Annotated in this window: 10 protein-coding genes; 8 read left to right on the top strand and 2 right to left on the bottom strand. The window is 60.3% G+C overall.

The window, feature by feature from the left end; genetic code table 11:
• The first annotated feature begins 146 nt into the window (after positions 1-146).
• Positions 147-1,640 (top strand): InlB B-repeat-containing protein, encoded by a 1,494-nt coding sequence (locus G1C97_RS10735; RefSeq protein ID WP_169241731.1) that lies wholly within the window; start codon positions 147-149, stop codon positions 1,638-1,640.
• Positions 1,641-2,093: 453 nt separating this feature from the next.
• Here the strand turns inward: G1C97_RS10735 and G1C97_RS10730 are convergent, their stop codons facing one another.
• Together G1C97_RS10730 and G1C97_RS10725 are read right to left on the bottom strand one after the other, a co-directional pair.
• Positions 2,094-3,107, bottom strand: coding sequence for a carbohydrate kinase family protein (locus tag G1C97_RS10730; RefSeq protein ID WP_169241730.1), 1,014 nt, complete (start codon positions 3,105-3,107; stop codon positions 2,094-2,096).
• 205 nt (positions 3,108-3,312) lie between these two features.
• Positions 3,313-4,011 carry a LysE/ArgO family amino acid transporter gene (locus G1C97_RS10725; protein ID WP_169241729.1) on the bottom strand — a complete coding sequence of 233 codons (699 nt, stop codon included), beginning with the start codon at positions 4,009-4,011 and terminating at the stop codon, positions 3,313-3,315.
• A gap of 247 nt (positions 4,012-4,258) precedes the next feature.
• Here G1C97_RS10725 and G1C97_RS10720 point away from each other — a divergent pair, with 247 nt between their 5' ends.
• The 7 genes from G1C97_RS10720 to G1C97_RS10690 all read left to right on the top strand — a co-directional run bounded on the left by G1C97_RS10720 (position 4,259) and on the right by G1C97_RS10690 (position 13,736).
• Positions 4,259-5,728, top strand: a complete 1,470-nt coding sequence (locus G1C97_RS10720; RefSeq protein WP_169241728.1) for an aminotransferase-like domain-containing protein — start codon at positions 4,259-4,261, stop codon at positions 5,726-5,728.
• A gap of 217 nt (positions 5,729-5,945) precedes the next feature.
• Entirely contained in the window at positions 5,946-6,140 is a 195-nt protein-coding gene (gene rpmB / locus G1C97_RS10715; protein WP_100496975.1) for a 50S ribosomal protein L28, read from the top strand.
• A gap of 235 nt (positions 6,141-6,375) precedes the next feature.
• Entirely contained in the window at positions 6,376-8,862 is a 2,487-nt protein-coding gene (locus G1C97_RS10710; RefSeq protein ID WP_169241727.1) for an ATP-dependent DNA helicase RecG, read from the top strand.
• 126 nt (positions 8,863-8,988) lie between these two features.
• Entirely contained in the window at positions 8,989-9,708 is a 720-nt protein-coding gene (locus tag G1C97_RS10705) for a sulfite exporter TauE/SafE family protein (RefSeq protein ID WP_169241726.1), read from the top strand.
• Between the two features lie 70 nt (positions 9,709-9,778).
• Positions 9,779-10,966, top strand: a complete 1,188-nt coding sequence (locus tag G1C97_RS10700; RefSeq protein WP_169241725.1) for a PucR family transcriptional regulator — start codon at positions 9,779-9,781, stop codon at positions 10,964-10,966.
• Positions 10,967-11,213: 247 nt separating this feature from the next.
• Positions 11,214-12,575, top strand: coding sequence for an aminotransferase class III-fold pyridoxal phosphate-dependent enzyme (locus G1C97_RS10695; RefSeq protein WP_033890587.1), 1,362 nt, complete (start codon positions 11,214-11,216; stop codon positions 12,573-12,575).
• Between the two features lie 30 nt (positions 12,576-12,605).
• Positions 12,606-13,736, top strand: a complete 1,131-nt coding sequence (locus G1C97_RS10690; RefSeq protein WP_169241724.1) for an iron-containing alcohol dehydrogenase family protein — start codon at positions 12,606-12,608, stop codon at positions 13,734-13,736.
• The last annotated feature ends 182 nt before the right edge of the window (positions 13,737-13,918 follow it).

The following is a 13,918-nucleotide window of genomic DNA, read 5'->3' as shown; positions in this document are numbered from 1 at the left end:
GAACAAGCCAACACGAAAAGTCAAGCACCCGACCGGATTAACGCCCGGACCGTTAATCACGCCCCGACACGCAAGACAGGAGAACGCCCAACCCCGGATTTAAGACCCACGTTTCTTTACTTAACCCGCAATTGAGAAGGACTTATATGAAGAAGTTGACTAAGGCGGCCGCGCTGGCCGCTGCCACGCTGTTGGCCGCCAGCATCGGTGTGCCTGCAGCGTTCGCTGCGCCGCAGACCCCGGCCGATACGACTGATTCGACCCAGACCACGACTACGCCGCAGGAAGGTGATTCCGCGGCTCAGACCCCGGCCGAGGGCAACGAGGGCGGCACTGCAGACGGTGCGACGAACGAGAACGGCACGCCTGCAACGGACGATGCGAACGGTGATGCCGCGCAGGATACCACGCAGGGCGATGCGGCGACCCAGCCGTCCACCCCGAACGCCGGCAACAACGCCGGTGACAATACTGGCAACAACGCCAACAATGAAGAGACCACTCCGGCTCCCGAACCGGAACTGAGCACCGAGTGCCCGCTGCCTGTGACCAATACGTTCAACCGTAGCGGTATGACCTTCACGGTGACCACGAACTGCCCGCAGAATTGGGATGATGTTCCCGCCGTGCTGTTCAGCAGCGTGATTTCTCAGGGCAACAATACCTACACGTATTCGTACCGTACTGGTGAGTCGGCAAGCTCCTATGTATACCAGTCCGTCAACGGCGGTTTCGTGGATCTGGCACCCGTTGAAGATCCGCAGTACGCTGTGATTCCTAATGGTCGCGGCGGCACCGACGTGAAGGTCGTCAACAAGCTGCAGTCCGCTGACGACGAGAACCTGACCCTGACCGCCACTGAACTGTTCACGGTGACCGCCAACGGCAACCTCAAGCACACCGTCACCTACACCAGCACCGGTTCTACTCCGGTGACCGGTGCGATTCTGCAGACGCTGGACACCGACCTCAACGGCGACGATCACATCACCGTGTACGCCAACGGCCATGGTGGCGCCTACATCGCATCCCGTGACTTTACGCTGACTGCCGAGAAGCTGGACGGTACCGCCCGTCTGCTGGCTGGCCGCTGGAACCACCCGGAGACCGGTCGTGACGTCAGCAGCCTGAACGGTGTGGTGTCCACCAATCAGGACACCTCCATCTTCTACGAGTCCGGTCAGCTGAGCCTCGCTCAGGGTGCCAGCTACACGATGTCCTTCCAGGAAACCGTGTACAAGGCCGGCGAGGATGTGCCGGATGCTGTGGAAAGCCACACGCTGAACTTCAATACTCAGGGCGGTTCCGCTGTCGCTGCACAGCGTGTGTCGCTGACCGGCGTGACCGTCAAGCCCGCCAACCCCACCCGTTCCGGCTACACGTTCGTGAACTGGACCACGGATAAGGAAGGCAAGAACGTCTTTGAGTTCGGCCAGCAGCTGACCGAAGACACCACCATCTACGCCCAGTGGAAGAAGGCCCCGGTCACTGCAACGCCGGCTGCCACGAAGCCCACAGCCAACAAGAAGACCGAGACGCTGGCCAACACCGGCTCCTCGGTAATGCTGGTTGCAGCGCTGGCTGTCGTCGCGATGACCGCCGGCGGCGCGGTGCTCGCTCTCAAGCGCAAGAACGCCTGACTGTCCATATGCAGGTTGACTGTGCACGCCGGCTGACAAGTCGCTGCGCAGGCTTACTGCCGAACACGTCAGCCCGGAGCGTGTAGCCAACGGTTCGCCGCGTGACCGCACGCTCAATACATCGGCGGCTGTTTCAAGATGTTGTGATGCATCTCGAAACAGCCGCCGATTCGTATGTGTTGAGTTATTTATTGTGGCCTGTTATCTCGTTGACTGATCGCTCGTTGGTCCGACAAGTTCCGGTTTGTCGGTTTGCAACGGCCGCTCGGGCAATCGGGGCCACCAACCTTCCCGCTGAAACCGGTAGCGTACGTTTCTCCAGATTATTTCCATCATCATCTGGAAGAACGTACGCTGACGATCGCTCAACGTACGTTTCTCCAGATAAGGCGGGAAATAGTCTGGAAGAACGTACGCTGAGCCAAGCTGTTTCTGATTCGGCCGGCCAGCGCCTCAGCTGGCCAGTGCCATGGCCTCGTCGTAGTCGGGGCACTGCGGTACGCCGTTGACGCTACGTTGAATGGCGATGGAAGTGGCCGCGTTGGCGATTTTCACCGATTCGGCCAACCCGCGTCCTTCGGCCAGCATGGCGCACATCACGCCGGTATGGCATCCGCCGGCGGAGCGAGTATGTACGGCCTTGGTGGGGTAGCCTTCGATGTGCATCGTCTCGCCGCCGGGCTCGCGCACCCAGGCGCCGAGCGAGCCGACGCGCACCACCAGCGGCGCACGCAGCGTGGAGCCGAGTCCCTCGCACAGCTGCCGCATAAAATCGTCAAGTCCTCCACCGATGGTGACTTTGCTGTCGTCTATAGGTGCGCCAAGCCGTTCGGCCAGTGTGGTGGCTTCCTGCCGGTTGCAGGACCACACCGGACGGGCGAGCACCAGATCCTCCAGCATGTGGTCGTTGACCAGGCGCAGCGTATTCGTGGGGTTGATCACCAGCGTGTAGTCGCGTTTGGCCGGGTCGGTACCGGCCCTGAGCAGGAATCCGTCCACGCCGGCCGCGGTGTGGTCCATCAGCGTATTGCCGCTGATATGCACCACGTCTTTGTCCTGCGGTTCCAGCATGTCGAACGTATCGGCGTCACCGTGCGCCTCGGCGCCATAAGAGGCGATGAATGTCTTCTTCGGTTGCCCGTCGGCGAGCACCACGCGGAAGCCGGAATCTTCGTCCAAACGGTCCGGGCCGATATGGGTGATGCCGTTGTCCTGGAACGACTGGCGGATGAAATTGGCCCACAGTCCGTTGCCGAGAATGCCGGCATGTTCGGTGGGTGCGCCCATGCGGCTGGCAGCCTGCAATACGCGGTAACTGCCGCCGATGGAAGGCTTCGGATGGTCCGCCACTGCGAATCCGCCTTGTGGAGGCACTTCGTCCACATTCATCATGATGTCTACCCACACCTGTCCAAGCGAAATCACGCTTGGCTGATGAGTACTGATTCCGCGCCTGAGATTCAGCATCGCGTCTCCCTTCGTTGGTGGCCGTATAAGAGCCCCTTCGCTCTCGTGCCTCTTTATTGGAAATTATAAGAGGATTTGACCGTAGAGAAACGGACAGGCGCGCTGGTTTTATTGGATAAGCTGTATGGTTTACCGGTGTTTCAGGGGGATTTCAGGGAGGCCGCGACCGCTGTGAACCGGCTCACAGCGGTCGCGTGGCATGTGTTCACAGCATGACGAGCGCGAAGTCCACCAGCAGCTTCACGCCGTACAGCGTGATGACGCCGCCGCACACGCGGTTGAGCACGTCGATGATCTTCGGGCTGAACTTGTGCGCAAAGGCGTTGACGATGAGCGTGACGCCGAGGAACCACAGCACGGAGGCCGTCTCGACGCCGGTGATGAACGGGGTGGCCTGTCCCGCGTTGAGGGTGGCGGCGAACGCGCCGAGCATCAGCGTGCCGTCGATGATGGCCTGCGGGTTGAACCAGGTGACGGCGCAGGCGGTGCCGATGGTGTTCAGTAGTCCGTGGATGCCGAGGTGCTTGGCCGGTGCCGGGGTGGAGGCGGCGGAGGTCGCCGGCGCCGCCGCACCGTTGCCGGCTTCGGCGTGCCCGTCGCCATCCGCGTCCTTCCCGGAACCGCGGCGTTTCGGCAGCATCAGGCCCATGCCGATGCGCATCACCACAAGGCCTCCCAGACTCAGCACGATGGTCTCCAGCCACGGGTGCGCCTGCATGAGCGCGCCGATGCCGAAGAAGCAGGAGAGCGAGAGCGCCATGTCAAAGCAGATGACGATGAGCGCGGTGATCAGTGCGTTGCGACGCGTACGCGTCAACGCCGAATTGATGACGAACAGGTTCTGCATGCCGATTGGCGCGATGTACGCCAATCCCATCGTCAGTCCCTGAATGTACAGACCCATGATTCCGTTCCCTCTGCCTCTGTTTGGTTGGGTGACGCTCGCCCAGTAAAAACCAGCCAAATCTCATTCGGCTGGTTAGTTGTCTATGGTTGCCTGTGCTGGCAAACCTTTGTTTTCCAATGCTGTTGTTCTATGGTATGCGGCGGATTACACTTGACAACCAGCCAAGCAATGCTAGAAACACCCAACCAAATTTTCGCCAATGGTCGGGCGTGAGAGAACAGTAAGGAACAATAAGGAACTGACCATGGCCCGTAGCGCACCATTGGATATCGACTGGCGGCCGGACCGCGAGAGCGGCAAGCCGGTCACCGAACAGATCGTCGATTACCTGTGCGGCCGCATCGCCTCCGGCGAGTGGCCCATTGGAGCCAGGTTGCCCAGCCAGCGTGCCATGGCCGATCGGTTTGGGGTGAATCGGTCCACTATTATCGCAGCGTTGGAGGAACTGGCTGATTACGGCATCATCGAAGGATGTCACGGTGCCGGCACCAGAATCGTCAGCAATACATGGTCGTTGATGCTTTCGAACGCACCTGATTGGGCGGATTATGTCTCATCGGGATTCTTCAAAGCCAACAATGCCACGATTCAGGCCATCAATCGATTTGAGTTCGATGCTACTAAGGTGCGGCTTGGCACTGGCGAGCTTGATCCGAGGCTGTTCCCGCGTGACATGTGGAAGTGTGTGGCGCGTCAGACCGCCGAGGAACTTGAATCGCTTGGATACCCACCGCCCGAAGGGCTGGATGTGCTGCGTGAGGCAGTCGCCCTGCATATGAAGCAGTGGGGAGTCGATTGCAGACCGGAGCAGGTGCTCGTCTCTTCCGGCGCGTTGCAGGGATTGCAGATGGTTTCGGTAAGCCTGCTGTCATCAGGGTCGACCGTGTATGCGGAGGCGCCGAGCTATATCAAATCCTTGCAAGTGTTCCAATCGGCGGGAATGAAGCTTGCCGGTGTGCCCATGGATGCGCAAGGATTGAATATGGAGGCCCTGCGTGCCGCACTTCCTGATGCATCGTTTGGGGCGCATGCGCGTGGCGACGCGGTGCTGTATACCATTCCGACAAACCACAATCCGACTGGAATCACCATGACCGCCGAGCGTCGGCGTGCTCTGATTGACGCTTGTGTGGAGTGTCGGTTGCCGGTTATCGAAGATTGCGCTTATCAAGATCTGGTGATTGACGGTCCTGTGCCGCAGTCGTTGAAGACGTTCGATACCACCGGCATGGTGATCACGGTGGGAAGCGCATCGAAGTCGCTGGCGCCGGGATTGCGTATTGGATGGATAGTGGCCGACGAGCGAATCGTGCATCGTCTGGCCGACGTCAAAATGCAGATGGACTATGGTGCCAGCACGCTGAGTCAGTGGGTGTTCGCGCGATTCCTCACCTCCGGGATGTATGGCGAATATTTGAAGCAGCTGCGCACCGAATTGCGCCGTCGGCGGGATGCCGCGGTAGAGACGCTGGAGCGCTTGTTCTCGGGGCGCGCTCGCTGGAATGTACCGCAAGGCGGCTTTTACATTTGGTTGACGTTTGATGAGCCGGTGCGTATGGGGCGTCTTTTCCAGCGCGCACTCGAACATGGCGTGCTACTTAATCCTGGCGATATCTATGATTTCGCCAGCGACAACTCGCTGCGTTTGAGCTATGCGTACACGACGCCGGAAGAGTTTGCGTGTGCCGCCGAAGTGGTCGCGTCGCTGGTGTGAGATGTGCGGCTGCCCGGATTGGCGGGGTTGCGTGATGTGCTCTGGCAGTGGGGATGATAAAGTCGTGGTCGGCGAATACCGCGGCATAGTACACGCAAGGGTTGCGATTGTCGGTATTGAGCTATATATTTGTGAAGTTGTGTGTTCGGCATGTCGGGCAAAACCGGCGGTCGGACGCGTGAAAGACTTGAAACATCAAGGTTTAAGGGAGTCCATCATGGCAGCTCGTTGCGCAGTGTGCGGTAAGGGTCCGCAGACCGGTTACACCGTTTCCCATTCGCACCGTCGTACCAAGCGTAGCTTCCGCCCGAACCTGCAGTCTGTGCGCACCACGATTGACGGTGAGAACACTCACCTTCGCGTGTGCACTTCGTGCCTCAAGGCCGGCAAGGTTCAGCGCGTGGCCGCGTGAATCGTGTACTGAACGTACCGGACGTAATCAATCGTCCATCACAACCCGCTTAGCTTCGGCTGGGCGGGTTTTGTTTTGCCCGTGGCGGGTGATCCGCGCGCACGTCTGCCGTGCGAAGGACCTGCCGCACCGTGACTGCCGCACACGTCTGCCGCGCCGCGAATGAACCATCCATCGGAAGCGGCGAAGCAAGAACGCACCGGAAGAAACGCAACCGTCACTAGAATAGGCCGCTATGAGCATTACGTTGAGCACCGCACTCGCATCGCTGATCACGAACAAGCGTCGTGTGTCCGCGCTCAAATCGCTGGGCGTCACCACAGTGGGCGAAGCGTTGACCTACTACCCGTTCCGCGTCACCGACCCGGTACGCCTCAGCGCTATCCGCGAGGCGCAGCTTGGCCAGCAGATGGCATTCGTGGCCACGGTGCGAGACGTACGCGTAGTGCCCGGACGTATGCTGCGCGCGATAGCTACCGTGGATGACGCCGATTTCGCCAGAACCCGCAATATGCCCAGCGGCACGGCACAGCTCACTTTTTTCGGTGGCCGCAAGAACTACATCGACTGGGTCAGCATGCGGCTGAAATCCAGCCCGACTCTGGTGGTGTCCGGCACACCCAGCGAATACATGGGGCAGCTGCAATTCACGCACCCCGACTTCCTGACCGTCGCCCCCGACTCATTGGCCGCGAATGCATCGAATACGCCGGCCGTCCAGCCGGGCTCGAAACTGAAGTACGACGCCGATTCTCTGGAAGAGGCCATACTGCGCGTCACGCGTCCGCGCCCGGTCTACCACGCCAGCTCACGCATTTCTTCCGAACATATTCACGAAACGATTTTGCATCTTCTGTGGATGATGGGCGCGCGCACCTCGACATCAACCGCTGCCGAGTCTGCCGAAGAAACGTCTTCATCGTCCAGCGCTCTCGCCCAAGCCATCCCCGATATCCTGCCCGAACAGGTTCGCGCCGCCAAAGGCCTGATGCACCGAGCCGAAGCGTTCCTCGCCATCCATGACCCCGATTCGCGCGACCGCTTCAATCAGGCCATCGAAACCTTGCGCTATGAGGAGGCGTTCATCTCCCAAACCTCGCTGCTCAAGGCCCGCTCCCACGCACACAAATCTGCGGCACACCCATGCCCGCCGAGCGGTGACGCCAACCTGCGCGACCGATTCATCGGCTCGCTGCCGTTCAGCCTCACCGCCGGGCAGAAGCAGGTCATCGACGATATCTCCGCCGACATCTCCCGCAGCTGGCCGATGCAGCGTTTGCTGCAAGGCGAGGTGGGCTCGGGCAAAACCGTGGTGGCGCTCGCCGCCATGCTGCAGGCCGTCGGTGCCGGGTATCAGGCGGTGCTTGTGGCCCCGACTCAGGTACTTGCCGAACAGCATGCGGACACGATTTCCCGCATGATCGCCGCGATGGAGGCAGCCGGCGAAACCCCGGAAACCCAACCGTCCGTACCGGTCACACTGGTCACCGGTGGCATGAAACTCGCCGCCCGTCGCAAGGCGCTCGCGGCAGCCGCCAGTGGTGTTCCGGGCATCATCGTGGCTACACACGCCGCGTTCTCCAAAACCTTCCAAGCCCCACGCCTGGCGTTGGTGGTGATCGACGAGCAGCATCGGTTCGGTGTCGAGCAGCGTGAAAGCCTTAACACGAAGTCCGATGACGGCACCACCCCGCATCTGCTGGTGATGACCGCCACGCCGATTCCACGCACCGCCGCCATGACGTGGTTCGGCGACCTCGATATCTCGTGGCTCACCGAGTTGCCGGGCGGCCGCAAACCGATTCGCACCATCGTGGTCAACGAGGCTGACGCGGCTACGATGGGCCGGATGTTCGCGCATATTCGCGCTCGCATCGACGCTGGGGAGCGGGCGTACATCGTCTGTCCGCGCATCGATATGGACGAAGACGAACTGTCGGCCGCCGGCACGTCCGGCTCAGTCACATCCGCCGCACAATCGTCGTCGCCTGAGCCGTTACGTACGTCGCGCACGTCGCGCACCTCCCGTACCCGCGGCAACGGCGACATCATCGGCATCGACGATCTCTACGAAACCTACGACGACAACGGCGAGACCGAGGATCGGCCGCCGCTGCATTCGGTGGAGGAGATCGCCGCACGATTGCAGAAACTCCCGCAGTTCGCCGGTGTCCGATTCGCTACGCTGACCGGCCGTGATAAAGACGAAGTCAAAACCCAAGTCATGGCTGACTTCGCGTCCGGAACAACGCCGGTTCTGGTCTCCACCACGGTGATTGAGGTGGGTGTGGACGTCAAACAGGCCAGCTGCATCGTCATTTTTGATGCCGACCGGTATGGTCTGTCCCAGCTGCATCAGTTGCGCGGTCGCGTGGGTCGCGGCGGCACGAATTCGTGGGCGTTCCTGATCTCACGCGCCGATTCCGGATCGATTGCCGAACAACGACTGGAAGTCATCCGCAACTCGCTCGACGGTGCTGAAATCGCGCAGGCGGACCTTGAATTCCGTGGTGCCGGCGACGTATTGGGCGATGCTCAGTCCGGCGGCAAGTCGAGTCTCAAACTGTTGCGCGTGGTCAAGGATGCGGACATGATCGCCGACGCCCGTGCTCGTGCGGGGCAGGTGTTGGCCGCCGACCCCGACCTGACCGGTGAAGTGCAGCTTGCCGGTGCGGTGCTCGACTTCACGCGCGGCAACGAGACTTTCCTGACCTCCAGCTGAGATCCGTCAACAGCCCCGGCTGAAATCCCCGTAAGACCCTTCAACTTGAGCATGTAACGCGCCTGTTTACCTGAACTCAGTACGGTGTGGGCAGTCTACCTGGCGGACTGTCTACAAGGAGGGCCGATGAGCGAGACCATGCGCGATGTGCTGTTTCTGATCGTGTTGTTCGCCGCGAATGTGATTCAGGCGATCACCGGATTCGCGGGCACGGTGCTCGCCATGCCGTTCTCGATGCTGCTGCTCGGCACCGACACCGCCAAAGTGGTGCTGAACATCACCACGCTGCTGGCCTGTCTGTGGCTGGGCGTGCAACATCATGCCTATATCCGGTGGAAAATCCTTGCCGAAATGGTGGGATTGATGGCGGTGGGCATGGCCGCCGGCGTCGCCTTGTATGCCGTGTTGCCGCTTGCCCCGCTGCAGAAGGCCTATGGCGTGTTCATTATCGCGATTGCGCTGAAGAACCTGATCTGGCCCTCGCATGCCGAGCCGCCTCGCTGGTTGCTGATCGTCATTGTATTGCTGGCCGGTGTGATTCATGGCATGTTCATCTCCGGCGGCGCGCTGTTGGTGATTTACGCGGCGGTCAGGCTTACGGACAAGAACGAATTTCGTGCGACGATGGCTTGCGTATGGGTGGCGTTGAATACGGTGCTGACCGTGCAGCAGGGGATTGCCGGTGTGATCACGCCGCACGCCCTGATGCTCACTGCGGCCTCGATTCCGCCGCTTATCGTCGCGATCGTGATTGGCAATCGGTTGCAGCAGCATGTCAGCCAGCAGGCGTTCCTGAAACTGACGTACGTGCTGCTGGTGATTTCCGGCGCCTCGATTGTGCTGTAATCACAACCGAAAATCCGAATCACCCCAAATCACAATCCACAATCGGCAAACCAAGGCGAGGAGAACGTGAATGACGGTTCGACTGAAGGATCTGGTCGAGCAGGCCGCTGACCAAGACATGGTGCTGGTGGCCGGCAAGGGTGGCCTTGAACGCCCGGTGCGATGGGTACACATGGTGGAGAACGAGGAGATCGCCGGCTTTTTGGAAGGTCAGGAGATCGCCTTCACCACCGGCATCGGCTTGGAGACGCAGGAGGATCTGTATCCGCTGGTCAAAAGCGCCTATGCTTCCGGCGCTTCGGGCGTGGTGGTGAACATCGGCCCGTTCATCCATCAGATCAGTCCGGAGACCGTCCGTTTCTGCGACGATCATGACTTTCCGCTGTTCAAAGTGCCGTGGAGCGTGCATATGGCGCAGATCATGCACAGCTTCAGCTTGGCCATCACGATGAGCGAGAAACACAGCATGGAGCTGGCTGCGGCCTTGGAGAACGCGATCTTTCACCCCGACCGCGAGGAGATGTATCTCGAATACCTGGAGCAATCCGGCTTTGGCAAGGACTGGAATTATTGCGTCACCGTGTTCAGCGCATGCGCCGAAGCGGGGCGTGGCGGGCAAAGCAGCCATAACGCCGACCTCACCGCCAAATACTCGCGTGAAGCCGAATCGTTGATCACGCGCAAGCAGTGGCGGGTGGCCGTGGTGCATATCGAAGACCGTCTGGTGCTGGTGTTCGCCCGGTATACGGCCGAGCAGGTGGAGCTGATGATTCGTGAGATCATCGCTGCGATTCGCGGTCGCGGCATTGCGTTGGAGCGTACGTACATCGGTGTGGGCAAGGTGACCAGATCCGCGCGCTGCATTGGCAAAAGCTACAATCAGGCGCTCAAGCTGGAGCGTTTGCAGCATCTGCGCGGCCGGGTGGGGGAGATCGCGCTGTACGACAATTCCGGCATCGATAAACTGCTGCTTGCCGTTTCGGATCGTGCGATTCTGGAGGATTATTATCAGGACAGCATCGGCCCGCTGGTGGAATACGATCGCGTGAACGGTACCGATCTGACCGAAACGTTGCGTGCGTACTTCCAGTTCTCCGGCTCGGTGAAGGAAACCGCCGCCAGCATGTTCGTACATCGCAACACCGTGAGCTACAAACTCAACAAAATCGAGGACATTCTGGGAGTAAGTCTGTCTGATTTCCGCACGCGCGAGTTCCTTTCCGTAGGGCTGCAGGTACGCGAGGTGCTTGATTGCTAGGTAAGTGATTGTGCTGGAGCACAATCATCTTTAGGTTCTGCAATATAGAACGGCAGCGTGTTCGCTCATAGACTGCAAAGCAACCAAGGAATCCACAAGGATTTCATGCAGTCGCCGAGCGGATGACTTCTGAGAAACGCAAAACGATGCACCGGAAACAATTGTTTCGATTGTGTATCGTGCACATTTCTTTGCGCATTGGATCTCATCTGTTCGGCTACCCAAAGCCCCATGAAAGGACGAGACGATGAGCGAATCACTGGCAACCAAGGAACTGACCGGCGAAGAAGTGGCCGAGCTGCACCGTGAATACGTAATGCAGTCCTGGCACAAGCAGGGCGAGCCGGTGATGCCGGTCAAGTCCGCCAAGGGCATCTACGTGTACGATTACGACGGCAACAAGTACGCCGACATGTCGTCCCTGCTGGTGTGTTCCAACCTCGGTCACGAACTGCCGGAGATCGTGGACGCCATCAAGGACCAGGCCAGCAAGATGTGCTTCATGGCCCCGGCCTACGCTTCCGAGCCGAAGTCCAAGCTCGCCAAGATGATCGTCGATCTGGCCGGCAACGACTTCTACCAGCGCGTGTTCTTCACCAACGGCGGTGCCGACTCCAACGAGAACGCCATCAAGATGGCCCGCATGGTCACCGGCCGCCAGAAGATCTTCAGCTGCTACCGCTCCTACCACGGATCCACTCTGGGCGCATCCTTCGCATCCGGCGATTGGCGTCGTTTCGCCACCGAGGCCGGCGGCGCAGCCCCGAGCTTCGTACACTTCATGAACCCGAACATGTATGAGGACGGCTTCAACCGCGGCGAGGACGACGAAAAGGTCACCGCCCTCTACCTGAAGCGTCTCGAAGACCAGCTTATCTACGAGAATCCGGATGACGTGGCCGCGATCCTCATGGAATCCATCGTCGGTGCCAACGGCGTGATCCTGCCGCCCAAGGGCTACATGGAAGGCGTGCGCGCCCTGTGCGACAAGTACGGCATCCTGATGATCTGCGACGAAGTCATGGCCGGCTGGTGCCGCACCGGCAAGATGTTCGCCTGGCAGAACTTCGACATCAAGCCCGATATCTTCACCTTCGCCAAGGGCGTCACCTGCGGTTATGTGCCGCTGGGCGGCGTGGTGGTCTCCAAGCAGATCTCCGACTACTTCACCGATCACGTGCTGCAGTGCGGCCTGACCTACTCCGGCCATACGCTGGCCTGCGCCGCCGGCGTCGCCGCCGTCAACTACTACGTCGAACACGACATCGCCGGCCATGTCAAGGAGATGGAAGGCATCCTGAAGCCGTTCCTGGAGGAGATGGAAGCCAAGCACAAGTGCGTGGGCGAATCCCGTTGCATCGGTCTGTTCTCCGCCATGACCATCGTGAAGAACAAGGAGACCCGCGAGCTGATGAGCCCGTACCACACCGCCAACCCGGTGATGGGCAAGATCATGGGTGCCCTGAAGGACAAGGGCTTCCTCACCTTCGGCCGTGAAACCAACGTGAACATCTGCCCGCCGCTGACCATCACCGCCGAGGAACTCAAGGCCGAACTGCCCAAGGTGGACGAAGTTCTGACCTGGGTCGACGAAAACTTCTGCGACTGAGCCGCGCTCCGGCAGGAAAGGAAACCGATCATGCTTTGGGACTACCAGCAGCCGGTCGCTATCCGCTTCGGCAACGGCCGCGTACGTGAGATCAAGGACGTTGCCGCCGAAATGGGACTGACGGAAGGCGGCCTGCTCGTCTCCGAACGTCTGTTCGCGCAAAACGGTACCGCCGAGCGCATCGTCAAGGATTCTGAAGGTGCGATCACCGAAATCTTCTCCGACTTCTCGCCCAACCCGGACGTCACCGAAGTGGACAAGGCCGCGGCCCTGATCCGCGACAAGCATCTGAAGTTCGTCGTCGCGATGGGCGGCGGCAGCGCGATGGACCTCGCCAAGTCGGCCGCCAGCATCGCGCTCACGAACGACTCCATCACCGAGTACCACGGCACCGGCAAGGCCATGCCTCAGGAGCATCTGCCGATTATCGCCGTGCCGACCACCGCCGGCACCGGTTCCGAGGTCACCTGCGTCTCGGTGCTTACCAACCGTGCGCTTGGCAAGAAGGCGCCGATTGTTTCCGACGGTTTCTTCCCGTCCGTGGCCATCATCGACCCGGAACTGACCTATTCGGTACCGCCGCACGTCACCGCCTCCACCGGTATGGATGTGCTGAGCCAGGCGATCGAAGGCTACTGGAGCAAGGGTCATCAGCCGATCTGCGACGCCTGCGCCATTCACGCCGCACCGCTGGTCTTCAAGTATCTGCCGATCGCCGTGGCCGAACCGGACAATGCAGAAGCCCGTCAGAAGATGTGCGAAGCCTCGGTGATCGCAGGGCTTGCGTTCACCCTGCCGAAGACCACGTCCTCGCACGCCTGCTCCTTCCCGTTGACCAACATCCACGGCATTCCGCACGGCGAGGCCTGCGGTTTGACGCTTGACTGGTTCGCCCGTGTCAACAAGGACGCCCAGCATGGCCGCGTACAGGAGTTCGCCCGCGCCATCGGTTTCGAGGATGTCGATGCCATGGCCGACGCCATCCATGAGCTCAAGGTCAAGGTGGGATTGCGTACGGGCTTGAAGGACCTCAACCTGAGCGCCGACCAGATCGCCGATCTGGTGCGCATCAGCCGGCACCCGAACCTGTACAACAACCCAGTCGAAATCACCGACGAGATGCTGCAGGAGATGTACGAGCATCTCGCCGCGACCGACTGACCGACCGGACCGGCCGGCCCTGACGGGGTCGAATATCTCCGATCCCAGTATGTGAACGGCTGGTAACTCACCGGAAACGCGACGTTCGCAAATCGTAAGCGCTACGTAACCGAATCGATGGTTGCCGGCCGTACAACTCACCTATCACCTGCGGCATCACGCGCTTCCCGCATCGTTCCGGA

The sequence above is a fragment of the Bifidobacterium olomucense genome, assembly GCF_012932375.1.
Classification (GTDB): Bacteria; Actinomycetota; Actinomycetes; order Actinomycetales; family Bifidobacteriaceae; genus Bifidobacterium; species Bifidobacterium olomucense.
Note: the sequence above shows the minus strand (reverse complement) of the source record. Positions and strands in the feature narration are given on the sequence as shown.

Bases quoted from the DNA above. Each gene is read 5' to 3' on its own strand.
- G1C97_RS10700 (WP_169241725.1), top strand. From the start codon at position 9,779: ATGACGGTTCGACTGAAGGATCTGGTCGAGCAGGCCGCTGACCAAGAC.
- G1C97_RS10735 (WP_169241731.1), top strand. From the start codon at position 147: ATGAAGAAGTTGACTAAGGCGGCCGCGCTGGCCGCTGCCACGCTGTTG.
- G1C97_RS10720 (WP_169241728.1), top strand. From the start codon at position 4,259: ATGGCCCGTAGCGCACCATTGGATATCGACTGGCGGCCGGACCGCGAG.
- G1C97_RS10705 (WP_169241726.1), top strand. From the start codon at position 8,989: ATGAGCGAGACCATGCGCGATGTGCTGTTTCTGATCGTGTTGTTCGCC.
- G1C97_RS10725 (WP_169241729.1), bottom strand. From the start codon at position 4,011: ATGGGTCTGTACATTCAGGGACTGACGATGGGATTGGCGTACATCGCG.
- rpmB (WP_100496975.1), top strand. From the start codon at position 5,946: ATGGCAGCTCGTTGCGCAGTGTGCGGTAAGGGTCCGCAGACCGGTTAC.
- G1C97_RS10695 (WP_033890587.1), top strand. From the start codon at position 11,214: ATGAGCGAATCACTGGCAACCAAGGAACTGACCGGCGAAGAAGTGGCC.
- G1C97_RS10710 (WP_169241727.1), top strand. From the start codon at position 6,376: ATGAGCATTACGTTGAGCACCGCACTCGCATCGCTGATCACGAACAAG.
- G1C97_RS10730 (WP_169241730.1), bottom strand. From the start codon at position 3,107: ATGCTGAATCTCAGGCGCGGAATCAGTACTCATCAGCCAAGCGTGATT.
- G1C97_RS10690 (WP_169241724.1), top strand. From the start codon at position 12,606: ATGCTTTGGGACTACCAGCAGCCGGTCGCTATCCGCTTCGGCAACGGC.